We start from the raw sequence: 26,943 nt of genomic DNA on the forward strand, positions 1-26,943 counted from the left end.
TTTGGCGGACTCAGGCTCCAACAAGGTCACCTTCTTCGCCAATGAGTGTTTCGACCCGTTTCAGATCGTCTGGACTGTCGACAGCCCAATGTGTCCGACCACCATAATCGACCTCCACTACCCGGACAGGAATTCCATGCTCGAGTGCGCGCAATTGCTCGAGACTCTCAAGGCGCTCCAGAGGACCGGGTTCGAGACTGATGTACCGGCACAGACTTTCATAGGCGTATGCGTAGAGGCCGATATGGCGAAAGACGGGTGAGAGGTCCGTACCTTCACCTTGTTTGTCATCGCGGACGAACGGGATAATGGATTTCGAGAAATAGAGGGCATTACCGCGCCGGTCGAAAGTGACTGTTGTACCTCCGACCTCGCCATGCCGCTTGGACGCGCGCAGAGCTTCATAACTGCGCTTGTCCATCTGCACCGCAGCGGTAGCGATTCCCACCGTCGGGTCGCGATGCATCTCATCGATCAGAGTTGTAATGGTCCATGGCGGCGTGAGAACGGCGTCACCCTGAAGATTCACCACGATGGAAGGCGTTGTGACCAGCATCTCAGCTGCTCTTAGTACCCGCTCGGTGCCGTTTACGCATTCCTTGGGGGTCATCACCACCTCACCACCAAAACTGCGAACGTGATCGGCGATGCGCTCATCGTCAGTAGCGACGCAGACGTGGTCGACCCCAGGTACAGCACAAGCCAGTGACCAGATACGATTGATCATGGTCCTACCAGTGATCATTGCCAGCGGCTTTCCGAGGAACCGGCTCGAGCCGTAGCGAGACGGAATGATGATAGCGACCGGGCTCGAAGCTCTCGGCATGTTTCCTCACTTTCAGCAAGACAAAAGCTCAATAGACGAGATTGCGGAATTCCTTGACGCGATGAAACGTAATGAGGTTGGCGTATTGCGGGTCCCGTCCCTCGTCATCGGCTGACCGACATAAAACGAGAAGATCATCGCCGTCGACTGCCATGCTCGGATAGTTCCGTGCGTGACGTTCGCTCTGACCGGCTGCCACTATTCCTGCAAAGCACCAATCGACGCAGTTTTTCGAGAAGTGAAGTTGTAACCTGTGCCGCTCATTATTCGGCAAATTGTAGCGTTCCGACGACATGTGTGTAAGACGCACCATTGAATCTGTCGGTTGTGAACTTAGCAGCCAGTACAGCTTACTCCCGTCATCATAGAGAATAAAGAATTTTAGATGACCTCCCGGCAGCGGGATGAACAGAGACATTCTCCGAGAGGGCACGGTCTCCAATGCCGTAACTAAACGACCGTCAGCCTGCTCGACCACCTTTATCAATGCTGCATAGCCAGTTCCGCCGGTATTCGCCCGCAAGAAGAGGTGCAATGTACGGCCGGCCGGATCGTGCCAGAGATGTCGCGGATCGTGGAATTGGACAATATTAGGCTCAAGCCAGCCAATCGGGGCACAAACACGCCCCAATCCAAGTTCGGCCGGAGCTCGGGTTGGCGTGGTATAGAATGGGATGCCAAAATGATCTAAATCGTCCGCGGACACTATTTGGTTAAACGCGGGAGCCTCCGAAATCGTCCAGCTTTTCGGATCAAGCAGATCGTCGTTCGTATTAGCACGCAGCACCCGTGGAGCCAAACCGGCAGTGTTCCAACCCTCGATTGAAAGATCGCGCCGCTCGTCCATGGCAAGGTGAACGTGTTGATGCGAGTAGTGCACGTTGCAGGACGACCCATGCCATTTCATGTTCGAGGTTAGCGAGACAGGCGCGCTCCATGTCTCCCCTTCATCGCTGGAAGCGATGATCATGAGGTCCCCGGCATGGCCGAGGATGTATAGCCGCCCGCCAGCTATAAATGGCCGAGCATGCCAGAACGGAAACGAATGTCGCTCGGCCCAGGAACGGCCACCATCGTCGGACAAGCAAACCTTGCCCATTCCGAATCGCGTACCTCGCGCGCGAGATCCTTTCGGCCCCAGGAGGTTTCTAACCCCGTCACCGCCTAGATCAAAGGTCGCAACAACTCTGCGCTGCGCCGTGACAGCGAGGCCCGGCGTGTAGCAATAGATATCCTGGGGCCGCTCGGACCGGTAAACGATCTTGAGGTCATCTGCTAAGGCGCGCATCGCAGAACCTCGTCCGTCATGCGAGCAGCACATCGAAACTCAACCGGCCACATCAGATCGCCTACTCGCATTCAACTCCCGACCGAGACTTCCGCTCGGGTGAAGACGCGCGAAATCCTGGCGTGTGAATCCTCGCCGCTCCTGCAAGATGAGTGCTAGAGCGTCCCCCATCGCGCCCATAGCCGTGGTTGAGGTTGTGGGAGCCAGACCGAGCGCGCATGCTTCCGGCGTCAGTCCGATGTCGAGCACGACGTCGGCAGCATGCGCCAGAGACGAGCAGGCTCGTCCCGTGATCGCGGCCACGATGACACGGAGGTGCCGGACAGCGCGGATGAATTGCAGAAGTTCAGCAGTTTCCCCGGAATTAGAGAGCGCAAGAATAACATCCCCTGCGCGCACGCGCCCGAGATCTCCGTGTAAGGCATCGACTGGGTCGAGCGTGATCGATCGCGTGCCGGTCGATGCCAGACTTGCGGAGATCTTTTCTCCAACCAGTCGCGATTTGCCGATGCCGCACACCACGACCATGCCCGTTGACGAGAGGATGGAGGCCGCGAGCATACAGATACTCTCATCGAGCCTGTTCGACAGGCTTTCCAACGCAGCGGCCTCTTGTCGAATGATGGCCTTCGCACGCTCAAGCATCACCATTCTGCTATCGGCCGTGGCCCACATTGGGGTCTCATTGTGCGGGCTCTTCATGCAAATGACTGTACGCGTGAGTTTAAAGTCGTCATTAAGTCATCCTTTTCATTAGCGGCACTATGGTCGATCGCTGGCATAGCGGGGGTGATCTTTGATTAAGTTTTTGCTGCAGTTTTGTAATGGCATCGGCGTGGCTCTCCCCCAACAACTAGGAGTGTTCACCCGCAGATCGACGCTAGTCGGCGCTGTTGCTTCTCGTCCGCTCCTGTTGATCGTTGCTTTCCACGAGCCACTGGGCCTCTTCGCGGCCGCTCGGGCCGCCCTTAAAGGCGAAGGAGATCGCGACGTCTAAGTCCATTGTCATGATTGGGACCCGCTTCGCCTACCTCTAATCTGTCCGGTCATGGAAGCTAGCGCGGCCCACTCCTTCAAAGCGGGAACTCGGTTTGTCGACCGGCTTGAGAGGCGCCGGGATATGTCAGTTTGCGACCGGCCCCACACGCACCCGGGCCCTTCATGGCTCCCGCGCGAAAGCCGTTAACCGCGCAGTAGTGAATGCTTCCCAATGCACTCGAGTTTCGCCGCAGCACCAGATCTCGCCTAGACGCCGGTCTCGCTCAGCCGACAGTCTGAGCTCCATTCTGCTTGAAAGCTATCAGAGAGCGAGCAAGACCCTCACGAACAAGATCACTCATTTGCGCCAGCTTCTTATCCCGTTGACGCCTCAAATTGGTGATTGCGTCCGTGATATTGCCACGTTCCAATACGCTAACGAGAGTAGACATGTCATCGACAATTTCACTGAACTTGTCATCGGCCTCTAAATAGATAGAACGCACGAAATGGGTCTGGTCGTTAAACTTGCGGATGGACCGGGACATGACTCCGTTTCCGGTGAGCGCTGCAATGCCAAGATAGAAATCCTCTATAAACTCTGAACGACATGCAGAGTACGCAACCATCTCGCGCCGAGTAAGATTTGATAGTACCTTCATCGCTTCTGTGTCGATAAATTGGCGGTTAATTGCGTTGATAGAAATCTGTAAAGCTAATTCATATTGATCTCTCATCTCTTTTAGATCGAGAGTCTTTGCATAAAACCCACGATTTGCTACTAGATTAACAAGCTCTTCACCGTGGAGACGCGCTAATGCTTCTCGGACGGGTGTCGCGCTAACACGCAGTCGATCGGCAATGCTTACAGGGCTTAGCGGCTCTTGAGGGCGGAATTGATAGTTGACGACAAGTTCCTTTAGTCGGCGGTAGGGGGACTCGGGCCTTTCTCGGCCGATTGCTACCAAAGTTCATTCCTCTGCCGTTTGAGCGTGCAAGGTTCTAAGGGCGGAAGCTGTATCTGGCCCGATGCATTCCACATCCGAAGGGCGTAGCAGCCCATTACATGAGCGTGTGACGATGTAAATTTGCGCGGCACACCGAAGTCGTTCTCGACGGACGAACATCGGGATAGTGTGGCATTTCTCCTTTGGCCAAAAACAGCCGTCCTGATGGCCGCCTCCTTGCAACACCGTCAGTATGCTTTCGATCTGCTTTCGGTCGTCGAGCTCCACACAAGACATTAGTTAGGCTTGTGAGTTTCACAAAGCTGCAACCCTCATACCTATTCCTTTCGCTGCATGGGTATTCTCCATTATGTTCCTTCGCCCTGAGCGCCCAAATGTCATAAGCAATCTTCGTGCCATCGCAGCGGTTGTGCGAGCAAAAGAACAAGACGGTCTAATTTGTGACGCGTCGGAGAATACCTGCGCCCTGAGTGTGTCGGGTCTCAAACATAGACGGTGTCGCATCCGGAACGTGATCGGACCGGCGCAAGCAGGTCGACGGCTGCAAAACCCAAGGATCGCGACCCGGATAGGTGATGTAGCGCTTTCCGGTTTGGTGGTCGGTCTGGCTTATCAGGACAGGTTCAAGCGTCCTCCTCCGGCCCGGCGATCGCGGCGCTCGCTATCTCGGTCAACCTTGTCGGCGACTGGATGCTCAACCGCATGCCCGCCAGATCGCGGCAAACGCCGGTGCGGAAGCCTCGATCGTTGCCGGCAAGATCCTTGAGAACAAAGGCGCGACCTTCGGTTTCAACGCCCAGACCGGCGAATATGGCGACATGATCGCCATGGGCATCGTCGATCCGGTCAAGGTCGTGCGCACGGCTCTCCAGGACGCGGCCTCGGTCGCCGGCCTGCTGGTCACCACCGAAGCCATGATCGCGGAGGCTCCGAAGAAGGAGTCGGCTGGCGGCGGCGGCATGCCTGGCGGCATGGGCGGCGGCGGTATGGGCGGCATGGGCGGCATGGATTTCTAAGGTCCACGCGTCTCACAATCTCGAGGGCGGCAGCGATGCCGCCTTTTCCTTGAAGTCGGATCCGGCCGGAAATGTTCGGCGCGTACACCGACCGTATAGCCGTAGTAGCGCTGGTCGTGAAAGCAGGACTAGAAGCGAGCGCGGGCACGGATGCGGCGGAGAGCCGCTGGCCTCGTGGCTTCGAAGACAATCAACGATTCGAACCCTCTCATGAGCATGAGGGAGCGGTGGCGAAAACGTGCAATCGGCCTAGATAATGTTCGCACCTCCCCAAGTCGCCGAGAGCATGAGGCAGCAGCGGCCCCTTGCCGTCGAGATCAAACAGAAGCGTGGGCTCGTGAAGCGGCCACACAGTCAATCTGGGCCGGCATCGACCTAACTGCCATCCCGAACGATAGAGGTCGCGGCGGTGGCCAGAACGACCATCGGAATAGCATCCGGCCTCTCGTTCATCCCGAAGAAGGGTTGACCGACCACTCCGTTTCGCCAGCGCGAATGCGGCAACTCCATTGCGATCGCGGCAATTCGGATTGGCGCGGGGCGCCATGTGCTCCGACCCTGAGGGCTGTCCCGGTCGGCACGACCCATCGCTCAGCGGCGATCAAGTCATCGGTTTTCGGAATGACCGGCGACGCTTCGTCTCAACGACTATGCCGGTCGGGCTGTCGGCCGTATTCTTCTCCTTGAACACGGCGGTTCGCTTCGGTTTTGGTTTGGCTGGCGGTTGAGGCTCTACCCTTGGCTCCGGCGTTTGCTTCGCCTCTTGTTTCTGCTTGCGGGCCCTCAGCAAAGCCTTGGCGGTCGCCGCGTCGGCATCCGAGACCACGCCGGCCGGCTTGCCATCGAGATCGACCCGTGCGGCGCCGGCATCCAGTCTCGCCAAGTATCTGGCCATCTTGGTATACGCCAGCAGGGCTCTCCTTAATTCATCATCAGACAGTTCGCCGTCAAGCACGCGAATGTCATGATGGATGCCGATCTTGAGCGGTCTGGGCGCTTTCGCATTGAAGGCCGCCGGCCACTTGGCCGACAGATAGCGGAAAAGCTGTGCAGGCGATTTGCCTCGGCTACGGCTCAACATCATAAGCCTCGCCCCATTGTTTTCGTTTCCAATTCGGACCTTCCTAGCACTGATATATGCAATGATTATGGAAAAATGAGCATTCGCTCCGCAGGGCAAAGCAGCGGTCTTATTCGGACAGACGAAGTGCCTGGTGGACCGAGCAGGATCGGCAGCAACCCACGCCGAACCGTCCCGATAGAGTTCACAGTCATACATCAGGGCCCGTGGAACGCTGTTTTCCCATATCTCAGCCAGCCCATTGACCCTTGGCAGCGCATATCAAACGCCGGCAGCGACAACTCGACGGCTCTCCGCGGAGGCCGTCGGTGGGTAGTAGGAGCCGAAACTGTCGCGGCTCCTCACCCGTTCGGCCGTTCCGTCGTACAAGGGGGTCGCGTAGCGCGAAAGCTGCTCAGGCGACCGTTCCTGATCTCGGCCGGATCGACGCCGTCATGGGACAGGAAGGCAGGCAAATGGCTGGAAAAAGCGTTCGGCCGCAACCCGGCGTCGATCACCAGGAACCTGGCGCGGGCGCGGCGGAACTGCTGGGCGGCGGCCATTCCGGAATAGCTGCCGCCGATGACAATAGGCGCAGCGAAATTCCGAAGTTTGTGAGCGACAGGCCTCGGACTCCCATTCGATTGCCGAATCGGCTCATGCCGTCACGGGCGCTCATGATTGCCACCTTGGAGATCGCCTCAGAAGCGACGCCCCATCGGAAACATTAGCACGTCCGCGTTTTGGCTCGGCTGCTTGAACTCCTCGCCGGCAACTGCCTCAATTAGCAAATCCAAGGCTTCGCGCCCCCTCCGGCTCATCGGGTCATCACCTCGCAGATAATGATACGCTCGATCTAGATGCACTCGCGCGGCGGAAAAATCGCTTGTCATTTCATCCTCTCAGTTGCCGCCCGCGTTAGCCGTCTACGAGGTGAGGGTCGCGCAATCGTCAATATCCTTGGACGTATTTGATTTAAATCGCAGATGATCCGGGAGTAACCAAACACCGGTTGTATGCGAGAGCCCCTGATTGCGTCACCCTGGCCCGGTTGACTCTGCAATAGGGTTACCACAAGCCTTGCCAATGGGTCCCCAGCATCATCCATAAGCCGTCCCGAGTTTCTGACCTGTCGAGCCATGGCACGCGCAGGCTTGCGGCGGCAATCAGCCGGATGGCGAAGATCGCGGCGAAGGCGGCAGCAAATCGGAAGCAGACTCCCGTTTGTGCGGTCGGGCATTGATTCCTAGATAGGAAATTCCGCCATTACATCTCGCTGATGGGACAGCTTGCGAACGCAAATGCAGCGCGCCCTCTTGACTGACACCGTAAACAGCGAAATCGTCATCCAGTGACCCATGAACGCAATAACGCCGGCACATTGTCCGGGACATATGGGTTAGTCCCGGCGCCAAGAAACCTATGTGGTCGCTCTTCTCGCCGAATAGAAGCTGAGGAATGCCGCGCAGTTAACGGCTCGTTAATCATGCGGGGCGTAGCCAAGAAGCGTCACATCACCTACCCAATCACATGTGACCTTAAAGACCCGGCACCCAGATTGTGCCGAGTCTTTTTGTTAGGGTAGCCTGATCCAATTGAGCGGGTCAGGAATAATGTCGCAGTGCGGGGATCAGGAAGCTTCTTAGGCCGGTCACCGACTTCATAAAGCCGACTGGAGCTGCAACCACTTGACTAGGAATGCCCTCCGAGCTTGACGGTGTCAGGCCCGGAACGCGCCTTGTTGGCCGTGTGCCAGTCCCTGACCGACAGCGGATTGCGACATGCAACTTCTCCACACCGGAGGTAACCGTGGCGAAAGTGTCGGCGCGTGAGCGCCAGGGAAGGCTGGTTAAAGAGCCGGCCCGCTTGCAGGAATCGAACTCATGGCTGACCGAAGCCTCCGCATCCTCGAGGCCCATTGCTTGGCGGACGCCATTATGGCGTTCTGCGTTCTGTCTTATCGCTGTGCCATTTGCCGCACAGGATGCCCGTAACGACATTGTTTCCCGCGTGAGGTGAAGCGATGCGAGCAGGGTAGAGTGACGCGCGGCAGGGAGGGCAGGAGGCCCTAGCAAAGGCTGAAACTCGGTGAGAAATGATCCACCGGCACCTGCACGGATCACCTCGCAAAAGTGGAGGGTGGGACCTGGAATCAAGCTGACATTGCGAGATTTTCGCGGCCATGGCGGCTTCGCTGTTTGCTGTCCGCGGGGGCGAGGCGCATTAGATGGGCCAGCGGCGGATGCACGCGAACCGCGGGGATGACGAACACGACCTTCGCTGGCTAGGACTGCGGCACCGCGAACCCAATGTTGGAGGCTCTACGCCGCTCGATCTGGCGAGGCGCGGCGGTCGATGCGGCCCGCAGAACCCGCGCTACCGCGAGGCGCTGCCATCTCGACATAGGAGCTGCTGACTTGCAGAACACTGCACTATCTGCGAACGAACGCATCGCGACATGCCCCCTGTAACCGCTTCCGCGCTGTTCTTGATTGACCAGGCGCAGTTCGACGCAGGGCGGCTAGCGCTCGGCCGATGTGTCGGGCGCCAGCAAAGTAGATGGGGTGGTTGCCGCCCTCTCCAAACGGCATCGCGATGTGCCATGATGGTGGTGTGTTTGGGCCACCGAGACGAGAGGACGGCAGATGAAGGATATTATGATCGGCGTGGATCTGGCAAAGAGCGTTTTCCAGATTCACGGTGCAACTATGACGGGCCGGGTTCTGTTTCGCCAGAAGCTGTCTCGCGGCCAGTTTTTGCGGTTCATGGGGAGCCAGTCAGCCGCTGTCGTGGTGATGGAGGCTTGCAGCAGCGCGCACTATTGGGCGCGGGAATTGCTGACACAGGGCCATGAGGTCAAGCTAATTGCGCCACAATATGTGCGGCCTTTCGTCAAGCGTCAAAAGAACGATGCCGCCGATGCAGAAGCGATCGTCATCGCAGCACAGCGTCCGGAGATGCGCTTCGTGGAGCCTAAGACCTCTGATCAGCAAGCCAGGGCGATCTTGTTCCGGGCCCGGGAGCGCATCGTTCACCAGCGGACGGAACTGGTGAACGCGCTACGTGCCGTGCTTTACGAATATGGCCATGTCGTTCCTCTAGGGATCGCCCACATAAAGCGCATCGAGGCGATGGTCGATGATGCCGACATCCGCTTGCCGGACATCGTGCGGGAGGAATGCCGCGATCTTTTGGCCCAGATCAGCGAGAAGACGGCCAGGATCGAGGACAAAGCAAGAAAGATCGCGGATCTTTCCCGCGACAGCGACGTTGCGCGACGGCTCCAAACCATGCCGGGCATAGGCCCGATGACGGCCCTTGCGATTGAAGCCTTTGCCCCGGCAATGGAGAGCTTCAAGTGCGGGCGGGACTTTGCGGCCTGGCTCGGGCTTGTGCCCAGGCAGTTCTCGTCCGGAGGCAAGGAAAGGCTCGGCCGGGTGTCCAAAGCCGGTCAGGCCGACATCCGCAGGCTGCTGATCATCGGCGCAATGGCCCGCGTGAGCTGGGCGGGCCGTCGATCGCCCCTCCAGGGCTCATGGCTAGCCCGGATGCTTGCCAGGAAACCGCGGATGCTGGTGGCGATCGCACTGGCAAACAAGATGGCTCGCAAAATCTGGGCTATGCTGACGAAACAGGAAAACTATCGGGATCCGGCGTTGGCCGTTGCGGCATGAACTGATGCTGACCACGGACGGCTAACGCCGGTAAGGAGGTGTGAGAAGTCGACGACCCGAATGGGCGCATGATCGAACCGATCCGGATAGGGAAAACCAGTGACATTTCTTGAGCTTGCAAGCACGGAAAGTAGATTTGGACCCGATCCGCAGATCACCATACCGGCCAGCGGCTTTTGGAAGCGCCGCACTCAAAGGCCTGACAGAAGACCGCACTCGATCACACGTTCAAAAGATCAGAAGCTCCTTGCACAACGGGCGGCAACCACAGAAGAAATGTTTCATGGCCGTGGGGACGGCCACAACGAGAGAGCCCGATCGGGCGTCACCTGGTCGGGATTGCCAGCCCGGATCAGGTACCGTTCAGTCAGGCACCCCTCGGCTTAGAGAGCCGCCGCTATGAACTAGCTTCGTTGGCCGGGGCCGGCCGCAGCGGGATCGCTAAGCATCGTGACGACGTCAGCGATAGGATTCTTGTCACTCTCCGTCAGCCGCAGATCGACGTCCGCGAACGGCGCGCCCGACTTCCGGTAGGGACGCCTGAGTGGGTGCTTGCTCAGGCCGGTTGGAACCGGCGGCCTGCCGGGTTTGCGACCGCGTTTCACATAGCCGTTGCTCTGAGCGCCATCAAGGACGACCGGGCCTGAGATCGCCGGCGCAATGCGGGACTCGAATAGCATTCGATCATGGAGAGCGACCGCTCGACGCGGCCGAGTTCCCGAAGAGTTTGCCCAGTTGGCTTTCCTTCCGGTGATGCCGAGAGCTTCTTCAAATCGTCGAGGGCACAACCGCACCGGTGTTGATCGATGCCCGCCAGATTAAGGTCGATTTCCAGCTTGCGCAGGAAGGCAATCCGTTCGGTCAGCCGGCCAGGTTTGAGGCACCAGGCGCATCCGCCGCCGATCGCAGCCAATGAAAGCGTGTCTGGTCAAATGGTCGGGGTCGCGGCGTTGAATTTTGGCTTTGACCGACACCCAACCCACGCCGACGGTTACAAGAGCGCGGGCGAATTCGTAGAGGTGGTGACAAAGGTCTGGGAAAATTGGGAGGTTGATGCGCTCATCGCGAGCCGGGGGCGCCGGTCTGCCAAACTAGTGGTCGTAGGGAATCGGGTCCACGCTCTCGGTTAAAAACTTAGGAGAAACATGATCCAAAAACCGAAGCTTTGCGAGCTCAGTTCCTGTCCCGCTTAGTGCCTATTTGTGTGCGCTATTCTACCATACGCCTAATGAGATTGTCCCACCTGATGACCGTCACTAACTTGGCAGAGATCGAAGCCAAAAGCTGACAGGCAACAGGAGTGACCATGAAAAACATTATGAGTGTTGGGGACGGTGGAGACGGCAGACTGGTCATTGTCTCCAACAGGGTTGCGTTGCCCGACGAGCACGGGTCACTGCCCCCGGGCGGGATGGCCATTGCGCTGAACGCCGCGCTCCAGCAACGAGGCGGGCTTTGGATGGGCTGGTCGGGGAAGGTGAAAACCGAGAAGAACCAGGTGTCACCGACCATGCAGGAGGCCAACGGCATCACCTATGCCCTTGCGGATCTCTCGCAGAAGGATCTGGACGAATATTACTACGGCTTCGCCAACAGGGTTCTTTGGCCGGTCTTCCACTGCCGTGTCGACCTCGCCGAATACAACGACGCTAGAAAGTCAGGATACTACCGCGTCAACCGACTCTTCGCAGAGTCTTTGATGCCGCTCCACCGCGAGGACGACGTCATATGGGTGCAGGATTATCACCTGATCCCTCTAGGGAAAGAACTGCGCGAACGCGGCTGCCGCAACCGGATCGGCTTTTTCCTGCACATACCATGGCCGCCGGCGGACATCCTCGCCACCGTGCCGCTCTGCGAAGAATTACTGGAAGCGCTTTCGTTCTATGACCTTGTCGGCTTTCAAACCGACGACGATCTTGACAACTTCGCCGAATGTCTACGCCGCCGAAACTTAGGGCGTCTCATGAAAGACCGTAGCTGCCTGGTCAAAGGGCGGGAGTTTCGCTGCGGGGTTTTTCCAATCGGTATCGACACGGCCAAGTTCGAGAGCCTCGCAGAGCTAGCGACGCGCGACGGGGATCTGCAGGAAGTTTACAAGAGGACTGCTGGCTGTGACGTCGCCATTGGTGTCGACCGATTGGATTATTCCAAGGGCATCGATCAGCGCATCGTGGCGTTTCGCCATTTCCTTGATCGTAACAGCCATCGCGTCCGCAAGACGCTACTGCTGCAGATTACCCCGAAATCCCGCGGGGAAATACCGGCCTATCTGGCGCTGCAAAAGCGCATCGCCGAACTGGTGGGAAGTGTCAATGGGGAACTTGGAACCATCGATTGGGTACCAGTACACTACACCAATCGTTCCCATGGCCCGCTGCAACTGGCCGGCCTCTATCGACTGGCACGCGTTGGCCTGGTGACGCCGCTCCGCGACGGCATGAATCTGGTGGCGAAGGAATACGTGGCTGCGCAAGACCCAAGCAATCCGGGCGTCCTCGTGCTCTCGCAATTTGCCGGCGCCGCTGGCGAATTGGAGGGAGCGGTGCTTGTCAATCCCTATGACCCAGAGGCTGTGGCGGCCTCCACGGAACAGGCATTTCGCATGTCGCCAGACGAACGGAAAGACCGTTGGAAGGCAATGAAGCACAGTCTCATCGGGCATGATGTCTATCGATGGTGCGACGGCTTTCTCGCCAAGCTCGAGGCGGCGGACTTGCCAACATGAGGCTGATCGCGACTAATTGAATCAGGGCAGCATTCCGGCCTCGCCGAGGCGTGGTTAATGTGCTGTGGTGGATGGCGATGACCGCAGGCCAACCACCCAGTTGGGTTGTAGCCGATTATGCTGGCACGGGAGCGAAGAACTCGCGGCTGCGGTCACACATCAAACTAGTTTGGCCGATCCGCGCAAGAGGGCTCTCGTCCCCGGCTCCGTCGGCGTCGAGTATTCGACTGTCATCGCTTCGCTGACGAGACCCCGTGTATTGAATATGTCGACCACCAGGTTGGCGACATTGCTGATGGGCTAAGCAGCATCGACCTACACCGCACGCCAGATCTCAAGACGTAGCATGAGCACATTCCAATTTAAAACAAGAGGAAAAAGACATGGGTGAGCTCTCTTGCAGTCGGCAGCTTTCTTCAAACACGCGTGAGCGGCCACGACCGATAGTCGAGGGCGCTCGCGCCCCACGGCCACAGCAAATGTTGGCATCCATTGACCTGAATTTACTGGTGTCTCTTGAGGCGCTGCTGGAGCACCGCAACGTCACGCATGCGGCTCGGCACGTGCGCTTGAGCCAACCGTCGATGAGCCGAGCGTTGACAAGGCTGCGTGGCATTTTCAATGACGACCTCTTGGTTCGCGGCTCGAGCGGCTTGGTCCCGACGCCGCAGGCCGAACGGTTGGCCCGAATGCTGCCGCCGGTGTTGGATGCGCTCCGCGGGATCGTGAACCGCCAGGGGGAATGGCGATCAAAGACAATAATGGCGATACCCGACCACCAAGCCCTGATCTTGCTGCCGCCTCTCCTACCCCTGCTGCGCGAGCACGCGCCTAATCTCGACATCGTCACCGGCTCGTTTCTAACTGGCGCGCTCCGGCGGCTTGAACAAGGTGAGATCGATCTGGCCGTTGGGCAGACCGGTGAAACGCCACCGGGCTTCTTTCGGCGCAGGCTCTATACTGATCGCTTCGCCTGCCTGCTACGTTGCGACCACCCAGCCCTGGCGCAGGAATGGACGATCGAGGCCTTCGCTGCCCTGCGCCACGCTGCCGTTGACTCGGATTCTAAGGGCGGCTTCGGACGGGTGCATGACGATCTGGCAAATTTACACCTCCGAGATCGCGATCCGGTGCTGGTTTCCAACCTCCTGACGGCCGCTGTAGCCATCGCGGCGACTGATCTGGTGCTGATTGTACCACACCGCGTCGCGACACGGATCGCCGCCTTGCTCCCCCTGGCGATTGTCGATCCGCCGGTGGAACTATCGCCTTACGAGGTTGGGCTGATTTGGCACGAGCGTTGCCATCGCGACCCAGAACATCACTGGCTGCGCCACAAGATTGCCGCCGCAGCGGCGGCGGGAACAGAGTTGGCGCGTCCATCGACAATGAGAGGGCAAACGGCTGATGCTTCGCCAAGGGAAGAAGCGTGATGCGATCGAGGTCTGGCACTATCTTCAGGACCGAGCCAGTTGATTACCCCCCTCGTCCATCGGACGTGATGCTGGTTCCGCTGTCCCAACTCAGTGAAACCGACGCGCGCTGACTTCGAGCGAGCATCTGCTGTGAAGAAGGTATTCACACTTACAGCCAACTACACAACCCAAGACCCTCCTTCTTCGACCGCCGTTCGGCCGCGTCAAGGCCTTCGCAGGCAGGGTGTGGTGCATGCATCGATTCTGGCCGCGTATCTTGGCCCGGACCCTTTGGCAGGTAAGTGTTTGGCACAAATTGCGAGTTCTCGGATCTTCGGCAATCTGCCCAACGAAGCGCGGCAGATCGATATCCTTGAGCACCGTTTGTTGCGGTTGGGGCACTGCGCGCAAATCGTCATCATCGATTGCCGCGAACCGGAGCAACATGGGTACGGTCATGCGAAGCTCTCTTCCGGGCTGGTGCAACTAGCCCTGGTTTCCGAAGACAGGCTGGACCGAGAGGCGGTTTTCTCCGACGGGTATTCCGATTACCTGTTGTGGCCACTGATCGAGCAGGAAGTTGTAAGCAGACTGATCGCCTGCGTCGCCCAGATCGCGCGGCGTTCTGCACCGCTATTCTTCTCAGCCGACCCCCTCGTTCAGAAGGCGTGCGATCTGCTGGCACAGCGAGTCGGTCAGCAGATCGCCCTCAGCGAACTGGTGCGCATAGCCGGGACCAACAAGACAACGCTCGTCAACCGCTTCGAGGCTGCCTTTGGCTGCGGGCCTATGACCTGGTTACGGCACTACCGGATGATGGAGGCTGCCGCCCGCTTGCGAAGCGGGCATGAAAGCGTGGCCGAGGTCGCTGAATCCTTAGGCTACGAAAACAGCAACAATTTCTCGACGGCGTTCAAAGCGATTCATGGGCTCTCGCCGCTGCGCTATCGCAAAATGGCGGCGCGCAGAGAAAGGTCTGCCTGACGCAAAGGTGGGGATCGAAACAAACTGGTATACAGCCAGTGAAGACACGCAAAGATTACCTGATACTCAAGCGTTTACCCGCTCCAGGCACTTTGCGGCCTTTGCAGCAACGCTCAGAAAAGGAAGATAAGCATGTTGAACGCGGTCGCAGCGCATTTTCAAGGGCATGAACAGAGCTATTCGGACAAGAACTATGAGGCGGCGAGCACCTTTTTCGGCGCCAAGTCCCTTCTTTTGGCCCAGCCAGGTGCTGCGCGCCCCAGTGACGACACGATCGCCAACGATCAAGGAACAGTACAGTTTCACCTCATTGGTCAGAAGACCGATGACCCGGCGTACAGCGGCATCATGAAAGAAAATCAGGACAACCTTCTGGCTATAGGAGGACTCATTCACGACTACATGCATACCCATTATCCTAAGGTTGATGCGGAAAAACTTGACATCAACACCTGGACGAACGTTGTGGGCAACATTCCCGACCTTTCGATGGGAGCGCAAAAACAGAAAGGTTACTCAAACAAGTTTTCTGGCACCTCCGTTTCAGCCACGTTCCTCTCCTTGATCGCGAAGGCGATCGTCACTGACGGGGCGTCTCTGCTAACGGATTTCGAGTCCTTCCTCACTGAGATGGGCAACCTGGCCTTTAGCGCCAACAGCAAGTCGCAGCAGTACAAGGCTCTGACATGCACCTACCAAAGCTACCTTCTCGATAACGGGGCAGGCGGATACTACGACTACGGAGCAATTGTTCTTCGAGAAGTCACGTTCAATGAGTACTTCCTTGATCTACAATCTTCGTGCTCATCGACACGATATGTCAACGTCGACCTACGTTATAGCGAGGTTACCAATATCGTTCAGACCCGCCGGATCCGCAACGGCGGCCCCGATTACAAAAACTTCCAGGAGATCGTGAATAAGAACGCGACCGAGCAGTTTATGAATGCCAAGAACTTCTTTAATGGTGGCTCGACCCCGCAACAAGACATCACGCCCAAGGTCTGATCCTAATGATTGGTCTCAAAAGCAGCAGCGCACCAGCCGACGGTGTCAATTCGAAGAAACCTCGCCAGCGTCATAGATCAGGTCCGGCTGACAGCGGTGCCGACGAACTCCGGCCCCGCTTCTATAAGAAACCAACTATGAACCCCATCGCAGAAACAACTGCGGGCCTCTTCCTGGTAATCGGCGCCCATAGCAGCGGCCCCCTCGAAGCGGAGAGGATTTGCTCAGGCTTGATCCGGAAACTGTCCGAAGGCTCAATTCTGAACTTGGATCCTGATATCTGGCAGAATGCGATGCAGATGGTGCCGAACCAGGTGGAGGCCGCCACGGCTTCGACGACCCTGAACCGCACGATGGCCGTTGCGGATTTGCCAAGTACCCTCGCGTCAATTTGCGCCGATGCTGCCGACGGCGACAAAGCAGGCGTCGATCTGGCGAAGCCCATCAGTGTCTATCTGAGCAGATACGGCGAACCGACTGCATTCAACTGCTTCATCCTGGATCAATCCGACTCCGCGAAAATCTATTTATCTTTAACCTGCCTTGCCGTTTTCGATGGTGGAAGCCCTGGCAGTTTCGCCGTCACCTCGACATTGCTGAAGGCGTGGCTGAATCTGTCAAAAAAGGATACGCAGTCCACTATCGCGCAGCTTTTCGGCCGCTTCGGCCCGCCGAGCGACTCACCTTACTACCTGCGCGTCTTGCTCTGATCCGTATGCCAGACGTTACATTCAGCCAGAAGGAGCAGCACGCTCGTTGAATATGTGAATACCGCAGATTTCGTCAGCGGAGCGAAGTCGGCGGTGCCCTTTGTAGCGGGAAAGCCCATGCCCTATCATGAAGACTTCGCGAAGGCGGACGGATGGTCCGCAGCGGATGTCAGCGTCCGTCTCAACAATGCGGCAGGCCGGAAATTTCTCACTTTCTTGCGAAGATCAGGGGTGACCACGGTCATTCGGTATTACGCGAGTTCCGCGAGGCCAAAAACCATCACACCAGTGGAGGCCAAACTACTATCTGGGCACGGTTTCGGAATTCTACCGATTTTCCAGGACGGCAGCCGCCATATTTCCAATTTCTCGAGCTCGATCGGTACTGCAAATGCAAGGAGTGCTATGGGGTTCGCAAAGCGCGTCGGCCAGCCGAAAGATAGAGGCAGTACGATTTTTTTCGCCGTCGATTTGGACTATCCGGCTACGCAGATCGATGGCCCTATCCTCGCCTACTTCCACGCGATTAAAGAGGAGATCAACGGCACTTTCGTAGTCGGCGCGTATGGTAGCGGTGCCGTGCTCTCAAAATTATTGGCGGAGGTACTGATCACGGTTCCATGGATATCTATGTCGCCACTGTTTCTTGGAACCGAGCAGTTCTTTTATTCCAACCGATGGTCGATGCGGCAGGTACCTCCAGAGGTTGCCCATGGCTCCTCTGGGGTGGGCTATGACCGCAATATCGTTCGGGTTCCTCGGAGGGAGATCGGGGCCTTCCAAGTTGATGAGTCGGGCGAAGGCTCGCTGGCCTAGAGCGTTTCCTGTTTTGAGAGAATCGTAGGATTGAACGAAGCCGCTGACGCGGCATTTGGCAGGTCGGTTTGCGGGTGAAGCTTCTGTTTTAGAGGATTGCGGCTGTTGAAGCGCAATCTTGAGAACAGGAGCAATAAAATGGCCGAGTTGAGCCCGCTTCGCCGGCGCATGATCGAGGATATGACGATCCGCAATCTGTCGCCGGCCACGCAGCGATCCTACGTGCATGCCGTGGCGAAGTTTTCGCGCTACTTTGGCCGTTCGCCGGACCGGCTCGGTCTGGAGGACGTCCGCGCCTTCCAAGTTCATCTGGTCTCGACCGGAATCTCGTGGCCAGCGCTGAACCAGACGGTGTGCGCGCTGCGGTTCTTCTACGGCGTGACGCTGGGCCATGCCGAGATTCCGGAGCGTATCGTCTATGCTCGCTCGCCACGCACGCTGCCGGTGGTGTTGAGCGCCGATGAGGTCGTCGCCTTCCTGGAGGCGGTGCCGAGCCTGAAGACCCGTACGGCCCTGACGACGGCCTACGCAGCAGGTCTTCGCGCCTCGGAGACTGTCGGGCTGAAGGTCGGCGACATCGACAGCGGTCGCGGGGTGATCCGTGTCGAGCATGGCAAGGGCGGCAAGGACCGCACCGTGATGCTGTCGGCGCAGCTGCTGCGTATCCTGCGGGTCTACTGGCGTCTGGCGAAGCCGCAGGGCTGGCTGTTTCCCGGCCGAGACGTCAATCGGCCCATCGACGTGCAGGTGCTGTATTCGGCCTGCCGCTCGGCGCGAGCCGCCGCCGGCATCGACAAGCGTGTGACGGTCCACACGCTCAGGCACAGCTTCGCCACGCATCTGCTCGAGAACGGCACCGATATCCGCATCATCCAGGTGCTGCTTGGCCACAACAATCTTTCCTCGACGGCGCGCTACACCAAGGTCTCGAACGGCCTCATCCGGCGCACGACGAGCCCGCTCGACCAGCTGAACATCGAAGTCGTGCCGCCGGGCTAACCGGTCCCGGCTCATGTCGGCGAGACTGGAGGTGGCGGATATCTTCCGCCGCCATGGCGAGGCGTATCGACAGGTCAATATCGGCCATCTCGGACGCGTCGAGCGCCGCTCGATGAGCGCCATCGAACTGTGCCGGACCGCCGAACTGGGCGGCCATGTGGAGGGCTGCCGGTCCTGCGGGGCGATCCGCGTGGCCTACAATTCCTGCCGCAACCGGCATTGCCCCAAGTGCCAAGGGCAGGCCTGCCGGGACTGGCTCGCCGCGCGGCAGGACGAGCTTCTTCCGGTTGCCTACTTCCACGTGGTGTTCACGCTGCCGGCCGCGATTGCCGCGATCGCCTTCCAGAACAAGGCGGCGGTCTACACGATCCTGTTCAAGGCGGCCGCCGAGACGCTGCGCACGATCGCCGCGGATTCCAGGCATCTCGGCGCAGAGATCGGTCTCATCGCGGTGTTGCACAGCTGGGGCCAAACTCTCACCTACCATCCCCACATCCATTGCATCGTGCCGGGCGGTGGTTTGTCGCCCGACGGCACGCGATGGATCTCCTGCCGGCCGGGGTTCTTCCTGCCCGTGCGCGTGCTGTCGCGTCTGTTCCGCCGGCGCTTTCTGGAGGAGCTGCGAGCGGCCCATGATGGGGGGCGGCTGGGCTTCTTCGGCGATCTCGCCCACCTGGCAAAGCCCGATGCCTTCGCCCGCTTGCTCGCCGAGGCTCGTCGCCGGGAATGGGTTGTCTACGCCAAGCCGCCCTTCGGCGGTCCAAAGCAGGTGCTGGCCTATCTCGGCCGCTACACCCATCGCGTCGCCATCGCCAACTCCCGGCTGATCAGCATGGACGACAATCGCGTCGCGTTCCGCTGGCGAGACTACCGCCACGGCGGCAAGACGAAGATCATGACGCTCGACGCGCACGAGTTCATCCGCCGCTTCCTGCTGCACACGCTGCCCGACGGCTTCCATCGCATCCGCCACTACGGCTTCCTCGCCAATGGTCATCGCGCTGCCAGACTCGACCTGTGCCGCAGGCTTCTGGCCAGCCCGCAGCAGGACGATCTCGAAGCGGATGCCGAAAGCGCCGCCGAGCCCCTTGCGGCAGCGCACCGCTGCCCATGCTGTGGAGGACGGATGATCACGCTTGCCATCTGGCGGTGCGGACAGGCACCGCCGAGCTCATTCTGGAACGACACCTCATGATCGCGCCGGCGTCTACATCACCCGGTACGGTATCCGTCGCCGTGCGCGCTGGAACCCCGACCCTTGTCCCGCCGCACAAAGCCGCAAGCAGCCAGCCCGGCGATAGAAAGCACTGCAGCCTCTCCGACGGCTCGCGCTATCACGGTTCCGCCTTCCAACGTGCCATCCTTCGCTGTGGCCGCATCGTGAACGCCCTTCATCAGCCTGGTACCGACGATCCCGACCGCTCCTCCAGGCTACAGTCCCCATAGCACCAAACCTACCCGCGCCTCCGTTCAATCCGGCTTACAATGAGGCCCGACGTCCTGCCAGGTGGCTCCGTCGAGCATGCGGACCTCACAGAAGCCTCCAGATTCCCAAAGCAGGGCGATTGTGATTCAAGATGCTGGCTGGATTGGAGGCCAGCATCTGATGACGCGAGCGCTTTCAAACGATCTTCGTGAGCGTGTTGTTGAGGCAGTTGGCGCGGGTGAGAACTGCCGTGCAGTGGCATCGCGCTTTGGCGTTGCAGTTTCCTCTGTGGTGAAGTGGTCGCAGCGTTACCGTGCAACGGGCTCGGTGGCACCGGGCAAGATGGGCGGACACCGCAAGCGGGTTCTTGAGCCGCATCGTGCCTTCATCGTGGAGCGGATTAATCAGACCTCTGAACTGACGCTGCATCGGCTGAAGGACGAGTTGGATGCGCGCGGGGTCAAGGTCTCGCACAATACGGTCTGGCTGTTCTTGAGGCGCGAGGGCCTGAGCTTCAAAAAAAACGCTGTTCGCCCTTGAGCAGGCGCGCGCTGATATTGCCCGCAGGCGTCAGCGATGGCGATCTTGGCAGACCGGTCTCGATCCGCAATGCCTGGTCTTCATCGACGAAACCTGGATCAAGACCAACATGGCTCCGTTGCGAGGCTGGGGGCCGAGGGGCAAGCGGCTTCGCGGCCTGGCTCCGCACGGCCATTGGCGCACGCTGACCTTCCTTGGCGCGCTGCGCTGGGATCGGCTCGCGGCACCTTGCGTCTTCGACGGACCGATCAACGGCCAATGCTTCCGCGCCTATGTCGAGCAGCAGCTCGTCACCGTTCTGAAGCCCGGCGACATCGTCGTCATGGATAATCTGGGAAGTCATAAGTCGGCGGCCATCAGGCAGATGATCAAGGCTGCCGGTGCCAGGCTTTGGTACCTGCCGCCCTACTCTCCGGATCTCAATCCGATCGAGCAGGCCTTTGCCAAGATCAAACACTGGATGCGCCAGGCTCAGAAACGCACCGTCGAGGAAACTTGGCGCCACATCGGCCACCTCGTCGAAACCATCGAGGCAGCCGAATGCAAGAACTACTTCGAAAACGCCGGGTACGCTTCCGTCAAAACCTGAAAGGCTCTAGGATGGCGAGGGACTCCGGCTCGTAGGCGCGGCAAGCTGAAAACGTTGTCGCGTTTATGTTCGTAGAGGTCTCCGACGTCAACGGCGAGTGTAAGGTTGTTCGCGGTATCTCGCAAATCGTCTCTCCACGCGCTCGCCCCGCTACAATCGAGCGGTGCGGCCGCCATCATCATCCCCGGAAGTACCTGCAGCGCCGTCCACCCACGCCCAACCGGCGGCCGACATTGGGCACCAGTACCACGCCGACGTCGTGCGATGTCGCCGCTCGACAGATCGATGCCGGAGCGGGTGGTGTGTGCTTGGTCGCACCACCCGGCAGACGTGTTTCTGAAAGTTACCCTAAGTCAGGTACATCAACGGCCAGCGCATTGGAAACGGCAACGCTGTGAACGGAATTCGGGGAGAAGGCGTCACTTACCATGGCCGAGACCTCAACGGCCGGAGCGATCTCTGCTTCTGGAGGCAGCCATTAGATCCTCGCGGGCGTGATTGTAGGCGTGGCTTATGGACTGCCCGACTTGACCACCCCGCCGCAGCTGTTCATAGGAGATTTGCGCACCTGTCGCACGGACTTCAGCTTCAAGACCTGCTATGTGGCCGTCCAGATTCGCATTCCATGCATGCTGCGGCGGAGGCATGTGCGGCAAGATATCTTGCATGCCGGGAACTGCGTGAGCTTGGACCTGTTGATTTGCGTCGAACTGGTGATACGCCGCCAATTCCGGCGGCTCGACAGGAGGCCGGGGCAGCGAGTCCAGTTGGTTGGCGGCCACCAGAACTGATTCCACTGCGTCTTGGTGCGTGCGCGAGGAAGGATCCATTCCGTAGGCTTCCTGAATCATCAGTGATGCGATTTCCCTTTGTTGGCCTTCAGGAATACGGGACAATGCGTTGCGTACACTATCGGCGAACTCGGGTGAGATCACCTGTATTTCTGCATATTTCTTCCACGATACGGGTGCGTTTTGCTTCCGGCGCAAATCGTTGGCAGTTTGTTCATTTGTGTCCGGATGCGCGAACGGAATCAACCCCTCAACACGGTTTTTCAGGAATTCGGCGGTGCTTTTGTCCATCGACCAATGACCTTCCTTGACCGGCACTCCGCTCCATGCGCTGTCCTTCAACCGAACAGCGGGACCGTTGGCCCAGGCATCCATAACCACGGTCGACCTCGGGTCCCGGCTTCCGCGCCGCAGTTCGTTCCAAATGTGACCCGTCTTGACTGGGATCTCATCACCTTGGTCGGTTATCTCTTTCATTGACACGGAAGCACTAGAGGTCATACTCCGCTCGTCGGCCGCCATGTGTGGGGCGTGGACGATAGCGGAAAGGGGAGCGGTCTGATTGCAGCACGCCGCTCCCATGACTACGGCCACTGCAACCTTAATGTTGTCGTCTGCTCCCATCATTGCAACCGACGATCCGATGCTGTTGTGGCCGTGAGAGGGAATGTCGTCCACCTTAACGTTTCCCCGGCCATGCTTGAGCAGCAGGCGGACGTCGTGAACTGTTTGCCCCGCTGTCGCGAGTCTTATCGGGCTGGTGACATCGTCACCGACGACACACGCTCCCATATGATAGGCGGCCTGCTGGATCTGATGTGGCTCCAGAGGCGCATCTCCGCCCCGTCGCAACCTGTCGGCAGGCGTGCCCAGGGAGACCCTCAGCGCTGATATGCTGCTCTCAAAGCCCGACGCCGTGGATTCTCGCGGCGACTGTCGAGTCGATCCGGAGGATTTGGAGATGCAAATTCCCATAGCCGTTCACCTGTAGTGGAGTTTCTGATCGCCGAGGGACGGGATACGCGAGACGGGCGCTTAACCGTCAGTGTCATCTGGATGACTCATGCTAGGCGGGTTGGCTTACGACAAGCTGACGGGCACCGTAAACTTAACGCTGTGAAAACGGGCACCGTGACGTTAACCGGGCATCGATCAAAATGTGGGATCTGGCGGCATGACCATTCGGCGTCTCGTCATCGGCAGTGGCCATGAACACTTGCAGGCCGGTATTGCCGAGAAAATTCTGCTTGCCAGCCTCGCCTTAGGCCCCCGTCAGTGCCGAGAGGCTCTGGATGATGAGCCTGAAGCGACCCTTGTAGCCCGCGATGGTCGTAATTGCGGTCTCGATCGCCTCCAGCTTACCCAAGTGCTTGAATTCATAGAGCACAAAGAAGTGCAACGTCCTGAACTGCACGTCGCGGTTGCCTCTCGGCGGATTTGAAGCTCCCGAGATCGCTTGCTGCATCGCGCGGGTTAGCCGTTACTAACCGTTCTGCAACATGGTCAATGGCCCGTCTGGAAGGTCGAGGTGGTTACGGCGTTCCTCGGCCCTCCTCCCGTCGCGGGATGAACTTCCAGCTGCACGTGTCCGTTTGCTATCGCGATCCATTGCTCAGCTTCCAAAGTCGTTTCTGTACCCCATGAGGTTACCACCGAAGCATGATCTGCTAAACCAACATGGTGTTACACTTGTAGTCTCGCAGAGGCTTCTCCCAGCTCTCTGGGTCACGCCGAGAGCCGTAACCAGATCAGATTTTCCGGGCGGAGGGGTTTGCGGCGAGCGCGTTCGTGATTCACCATTTGCGGACGCTACCACCGACTGATTCGCTTGAAGGCCTGTCGCTTGCTCAGCTCCGCGGGCCGTTTGCTGCGCTGATCGGCATAGTGCGCGGTCTTCAAGGCCGGGTCGAGAGCCTTGAGATCGAGAACCAGGCGCTGCGCGCCGAGATCCAGACCCTCAAGGATCGCCCTCCGGACAAGCCGACCAAGCCGTCGGAATGCGCAACGCATCTGGCAAGGGGAAGCGACGCCGTCGCGGCGCAAAGCGCGACGGCGGTCGCGTGAGCCGCGAGGTGAACGGTTGCGGTGAGCGCGGGCTCACGCTTCAAGGGATACGAGACGATCCTGGTGCGCGATCTGGTTCTGTCGGATGTGATGCGCTATCGCCGGGAGTGCTGGGTGACACCGAGCGGCGAGAGGCTCGTGGCGCCGCTGCCGGCGTGGATTGTTGGCGGCTGGGCGCGAACCTGCGCCGCTTCATCCTGGCCTGTCACATTCAGCGGCAGGTGACACTCGACAACGGAAGCCTGTCCCCGCGACGACTGCGCAGGAACCGCAGCGAACGCATGTGGGCGCCGCCACAGCACCCGCATCCGCCAGGTCCTGCATAACCGAGATATGCCGGCGCCTTCTTCTACGGTCGAAGGCGTGGTCGGCCCCGGCCGGGCGCGCCGTGATGAGCCTCATCCCCGCGGCCGTGCGGCAATGGAAACGGCATCTCACGGTTTCCCACGCTGGCCAGCTCGGCCGACAGATCGGTCAGCTCGTGGGCGACGAGATGCACCACCTCCCCTTCTCGCTGGATACGACCGCGTACGCCGAGCATGGCCGACGAGAGAAGCACGAGCCGGAATTTCTCGAAGATCTTGACCCAGACGACGATGTTTGCCGCGCCCGTCTCATCCTCCATGGTGAGGAACATGAAGCCTCTGGCCGAGCCCGGCCGCTGCCGGACCAGCACCAGGCCGGCGGCCTCGAGCCAGCTTCTGTCTCGCGCCTGCATGGCTTCCTGACAGGTCACGACGCGGCGCCGGTTAGGCGGCACGCCGATTTTGGTAACGCTTGCCTGTGAACTGAAAGATTGAAGGTCGGACTTGCGGCACATCGATTACGTTCAAATGAATAAGTTGCTGCCCGGCGAGGTCGTTTCAGTGCATCTCGACTGGTGGGTCGGCAAGACAATGGGGAAGGGGAATGATCGCAGGCGTAAAGGGACGGCTTTGGGGCCGGAAGCTTCGGGCCTGGAGTCAGGCATTCACCGGCTCGGAAAATGCCAATTGATTCTGCTCAACCGGGCATGCCTAAACGGCCACCTGCGTCCCGATCTCGACCACACGTCCGGTCGGGATCTGGAAATACTCCGTCGCATCGGCCGCCGAGCGCGCCAGGCCGATGAACAGCTTGTCTTGCCAGATCGGCATGCCGGAATTCGGCGACGCCTTGAGCGAGCGCCGTGACAGGAAGAAGGACGTCGTCATGATGTCGAACTTCCAGCCCTGCTTGCGGCAGATCGCCAGCGCGCGCGGAATGTTGGGCTGTTCCATATAGCCGAAGGTCAGCGTCACCCGCATGAACAGCTCGTTGACCGTCTCCATCTTGACGCGGTCGCTGTCGGGCACCACCGGCTGCGGCGCCGTCACTACCGAAAGGATGACGTTCTGCTCGTGCAGCACCTTGTAGTGCTTCAGGCTGTGCATCAGCGCGGTCGGCGCGCTGAGCGGATCGCTGGTCAGGAACACCGCAGTGCCCGACACCAGATGCGGCTTCTTCTTCAGCAGATTGCCGGCAAGGAAATCCAGCGGGATCTCGTTCCGGCGCGTCTTTTCGAACAAATAGCGGGTGCCGCGGATCCAGGTCCACATGGTGAGCACAATAACTGCGGCAATGGCAAGCGAGGACCAGCCCCCTTCAAACACCTTGACTATGTTGGCCGCAAAGAAGCCGGTATCGACGAAGGCGAACACCGCCATCAAGGCGACCGCGACGCCGACCGGCCACTTCCAGATGCGCGTCATCACAATAAAAAGCAGTATGTTCGTCACCAGCATGTTGCCGGTTACCGAAATACCGTAGGCCGAGGCCAGTCTGCTCGATTCACCGAAGCCGACCACCAGCAGCATCACCACCAGCGCCAGCAGCAGGTTGACGCGCGGCAGGTAGATTTGGCCCGACTGTTTTTCCGACGTATGCAGGATCACGAAACGCGGCAGCATGTTGAGCTGCACCGCTTGTCTGGTCAGCGAGAAGGCGCCGGAGATCACCGCCTGGCTGGCGATCACAGTCGCCGCCGTCGCCAGCACCACCATCGGGATAAGCATCCAGCCTTCGTTCATCTCGAAGAAGGGATGACCGACGACACCGCCATTCGCCAGCACGAAGGCACCTTGCCCGACATAGTTGAGCAACAGGCAAGGAAACACGATTGCCAGCCAGGCGAGCACGATCGGCTTGCGCCCGAAATGGCCGAGGTCGGCATAGAGCGCCTCAGCGCCGGTGACGGCGAGAAAAACCGCACCAACCGTGACGAAGGCGACTTCGGGCGAGTTGACCAGGAACGACACGATGTAATGCGGGCTGATGGCCAGCAGGATTTCCGGGTCGTCCATGATGTGGTTGAGGCCAGAAAGGCCGATGGCCAGGAACCACAGCGCGGTAACGGGCCCGAACACCAATCCTACGCCGCCGGTGCCAAACCGCTGTACCGCAAACACGATCGCCAGGATGGCCAGTGTCAGCGGCACCACATAGGGCTGGAATGTCGGCGTGACGACATTCATACCTTCGACCGCCGACAGTACCGAGATTGCCGGCGTAATCACTGCGTCGCCGAAAAAAAGCGCCGCGCCGACGATGCCGATGCCGAGGATCACCGCCGAGCGGGTCGGGAAACTGTTGCGCGCCAGCGCGACAAGCGACAGCACTCCGCCCTCGCCTCGATTGTCGGCGCGGAGCACGAACATGATGTATTTGATCGTCACGGTGATCGTCGGCGACCAGATGATCAGCGACAGCACGCCGAGGATGTCGCCACGGTTGGCGACGTTGCCATTGGCTGATGCATGCAACGCTTCGCGGAATGCATAGAACGGGCTGGTGCCGATATCGCCGTAAACGACACCGAGTGCCCCCAGCATCAGCACCTTGGTGCTGTGCTGCTCGACCTTAGAATGGCTCGATTGTTGGACAGGTTCTGCCTCGTTACCAGCATTGGTAAGGGCCATGGACGACACTCCGATAAGCGCGCGGTGCTCTACGCTTGCTGCACTGCAATATCAAGTGCCGCAACGTAATGTCTGCCGGCATCGCCTATCGTTGCTCGCCTTGGCAGACTCGCCAGCCCTCGGCCAC

At 59.2% G+C, this 26,943-nt stretch carries 22 protein-coding genes and 3 pseudogenes; 13 read left to right on the top strand and 12 right to left on the bottom strand.

Features of this window, described 5'->3' with window-relative positions:
- Positions 1–10 precede the first annotated feature (10 nt).
- From kdsB to ACSQ3Z_RS32485, 4 genes are all read right to left on the bottom strand, one after another.
- A complete protein-coding gene (kdsB, locus tag ACSQ3Z_RS32470) occupies positions 11–826 on the bottom strand; it encodes a 3-deoxy-manno-octulosonate cytidylyltransferase (RefSeq protein WP_436175289.1) in 816 nt (271 codons plus the stop codon).
- Between the two features lie 28 nt (positions 827–854).
- A complete protein-coding gene (locus ACSQ3Z_RS32475) occupies positions 855–1,796 on the bottom strand; it encodes a sialidase family protein (protein ID WP_436175290.1) in 942 nt (313 codons plus the stop codon).
- A 357-nt stretch (positions 1,797–2,153) separates the two neighbouring features.
- Positions 2,154–2,789 (bottom strand): KpsF/GutQ family sugar-phosphate isomerase, encoded by a 636-nt coding sequence (locus ACSQ3Z_RS32480; protein WP_436175291.1) that lies wholly within the window; start codon positions 2,787–2,789, stop codon positions 2,154–2,156.
- Positions 2,790–3,376: 587 nt separating this feature from the next.
- The gene (locus tag ACSQ3Z_RS32485; protein WP_436175292.1) at positions 3,377–4,060 is read right to left on the bottom strand and encodes a GntR family transcriptional regulator; all 684 of its coding nucleotides are present in this window, start codon (positions 4,058–4,060) and stop codon (positions 3,377–3,379) included.
- Between the two features lie 695 nt (positions 4,061–4,755).
- On the opposite strand from ACSQ3Z_RS32485, the pseudogene ACSQ3Z_RS32490 reads away from it, so the two are divergent.
- Positions 4,756–5,076 (top strand): annotated as a pseudogene (locus ACSQ3Z_RS32490) (TCP-1/cpn60 chaperonin family protein); the annotation flags it as partial.
- Between the two features lie 601 nt (positions 5,077–5,677).
- On the opposite strand, the gene ACSQ3Z_RS32495 reads toward ACSQ3Z_RS32490, so the two are convergent.
- The 3 genes from ACSQ3Z_RS32495 to ACSQ3Z_RS32505 form a co-directional block, all read right to left on the bottom strand.
- The gene (locus ACSQ3Z_RS32495) at positions 5,678–6,355 is read right to left on the bottom strand and encodes a ProQ/FINO family protein (protein ID WP_436175293.1); all 678 of its coding nucleotides are present in this window, start codon (positions 6,353–6,355) and stop codon (positions 5,678–5,680) included.
- A 143-nt stretch (positions 6,356–6,498) separates the two neighbouring features.
- Entirely contained in the window at positions 6,499–6,699 is a 201-nt protein-coding gene (locus ACSQ3Z_RS32500) for a hypothetical protein (protein ID WP_436175294.1), read from the bottom strand.
- A gap of 138 nt (positions 6,700–6,837) precedes the next feature.
- Positions 6,838–7,029, bottom strand: a complete 192-nt coding sequence (locus ACSQ3Z_RS32505; RefSeq protein WP_125006927.1) for a hypothetical protein — start codon at positions 7,027–7,029, stop codon at positions 6,838–6,840.
- Between the two features lie 1,752 nt (positions 7,030–8,781).
- Here ACSQ3Z_RS32505 and ACSQ3Z_RS32510 point away from each other — a divergent pair.
- Positions 8,782–9,810, top strand: a complete 1,029-nt coding sequence (locus ACSQ3Z_RS32510; protein WP_436175295.1) for an IS110 family transposase — start codon at positions 8,782–8,784, stop codon at positions 9,808–9,810.
- 601 nt (positions 9,811–10,411) lie between these two features.
- Here ACSQ3Z_RS32510 and ACSQ3Z_RS32515 read toward each other — a convergent pair.
- Positions 10,412–10,582 (bottom strand): Tn3 family transposase, encoded by a 171-nt coding sequence (locus ACSQ3Z_RS32515; protein WP_425462890.1) that lies wholly within the window; start codon positions 10,580–10,582, stop codon positions 10,412–10,414.
- A gap of 534 nt (positions 10,583–11,116) precedes the next feature.
- Between ACSQ3Z_RS32515 and ACSQ3Z_RS32520 the strand changes: the two genes are divergently transcribed.
- From ACSQ3Z_RS32520 to ACSQ3Z_RS32560, 9 genes are all read left to right on the top strand, one after another.
- Positions 11,117–12,538 (top strand): alpha,alpha-trehalose-phosphate synthase (UDP-forming), encoded by a 1,422-nt coding sequence (locus ACSQ3Z_RS32520; protein ID WP_436175296.1) that lies wholly within the window; start codon positions 11,117–11,119, stop codon positions 12,536–12,538.
- Positions 12,539–13,017: 479 nt separating this feature from the next.
- Positions 13,018–13,971 (top strand): LysR family transcriptional regulator, encoded by a 954-nt coding sequence (locus ACSQ3Z_RS32525; RefSeq protein ID WP_436175297.1) that lies wholly within the window; start codon positions 13,018–13,020, stop codon positions 13,969–13,971.
- Between the two features lie 231 nt (positions 13,972–14,202).
- Complete coding sequence (locus ACSQ3Z_RS32530; RefSeq protein WP_436175298.1) at positions 14,203–14,937, top strand: helix-turn-helix domain-containing protein; 735 nt, start codon at positions 14,203–14,205, stop codon at positions 14,935–14,937.
- 132 nt (positions 14,938–15,069) lie between these two features.
- Positions 15,070–15,945 (top strand): hypothetical protein, encoded by an 876-nt coding sequence (locus ACSQ3Z_RS32535; protein ID WP_436175299.1) that lies wholly within the window; start codon positions 15,070–15,072, stop codon positions 15,943–15,945.
- A 137-nt stretch (positions 15,946–16,082) separates the two neighbouring features.
- On the top strand, positions 16,083–16,655 hold the full coding sequence (locus tag ACSQ3Z_RS32540) for a glutamate acetyltransferase (protein WP_436175300.1): 573 nt from the start codon (positions 16,083–16,085) through the stop codon (positions 16,653–16,655).
- 117 nt (positions 16,656–16,772) lie between these two features.
- Entirely contained in the window at positions 16,773–17,471 is a 699-nt protein-coding gene (locus ACSQ3Z_RS32545) for a glycoside hydrolase domain-containing protein (protein WP_436175301.1), read from the top strand.
- Positions 17,472–17,609: 138 nt separating this feature from the next.
- On the top strand, positions 17,610–18,470 hold the full coding sequence (locus ACSQ3Z_RS32550; protein WP_258598415.1) for a site-specific integrase: 861 nt from the start codon (positions 17,610–17,612) through the stop codon (positions 18,468–18,470).
- 13 nt (positions 18,471–18,483) lie between these two features.
- Complete coding sequence (locus tag ACSQ3Z_RS32555) at positions 18,484–19,665, top strand: IS91 family transposase (RefSeq protein ID WP_436175302.1); 1,182 nt, start codon at positions 18,484–18,486, stop codon at positions 19,663–19,665.
- 411 nt (positions 19,666–20,076) lie between these two features.
- A protein-coding gene (locus ACSQ3Z_RS32560) for an IS630 family transposase (RefSeq protein WP_436175443.1) occupies positions 20,077–21,025 on the top strand; the annotation gives its coding sequence in 2 pieces (ribosomal slippage) (positions 20,077–20,412 and positions 20,414–21,025; 948 coding nt in all).
- Positions 21,026–21,465: 440 nt separating this feature from the next.
- On the opposite strand, the gene ACSQ3Z_RS32565 is transcribed toward ACSQ3Z_RS32560, so the two are convergent.
- Positions 21,466–22,494, bottom strand: coding sequence for a type III secretion protein (locus tag ACSQ3Z_RS32565; RefSeq protein ID WP_436175303.1), 1,029 nt, complete (start codon positions 22,492–22,494; stop codon positions 21,466–21,468).
- A gap of 505 nt (positions 22,495–22,999) precedes the next feature.
- Positions 23,000–23,281 (bottom strand): annotated as a pseudogene (locus tag ACSQ3Z_RS32570) (type IV secretory system conjugative DNA transfer family protein); the annotation flags it as partial.
- A gap of 419 nt (positions 23,282–23,700) precedes the next feature.
- On the opposite strand from ACSQ3Z_RS32570, the gene ACSQ3Z_RS32575 reads away from it, so the two are divergent.
- Positions 23,701–23,880: a hypothetical protein gene (locus ACSQ3Z_RS32575; protein WP_436175304.1), complete on the top strand. Its 180-nt coding sequence runs from the start codon at positions 23,701–23,703 to the stop codon at positions 23,878–23,880.
- A gap of 21 nt (positions 23,881–23,901) precedes the next feature.
- Positions 23,902–24,105, top strand: coding sequence for a hypothetical protein (locus ACSQ3Z_RS32580; RefSeq protein ID WP_436175305.1), 204 nt, complete (start codon positions 23,902–23,904; stop codon positions 24,103–24,105).
- A gap of 154 nt (positions 24,106–24,259) precedes the next feature.
- Here ACSQ3Z_RS32580 and ACSQ3Z_RS32585 read toward each other — a convergent pair.
- Positions 24,260–24,631: pseudogene (locus ACSQ3Z_RS32585) on the bottom strand (OB-fold nucleic acid binding domain-containing protein); the annotation flags it as partial.
- Between the two features lie 265 nt (positions 24,632–24,896).
- On the bottom strand, positions 24,897–26,816 hold the full coding sequence (locus tag ACSQ3Z_RS32590) for a potassium transporter Kup (protein ID WP_436175306.1): 1,920 nt from the start codon (positions 26,814–26,816) through the stop codon (positions 24,897–24,899).
- Between the last annotated feature and the right edge of the window lie 127 nt (positions 26,817–26,943).

The organism is Mesorhizobium sp. LjNodule214, from assembly GCF_964252735.1.
Classification (GTDB): Bacteria; Pseudomonadota; Alphaproteobacteria; order Rhizobiales; family Rhizobiaceae; genus Mesorhizobium.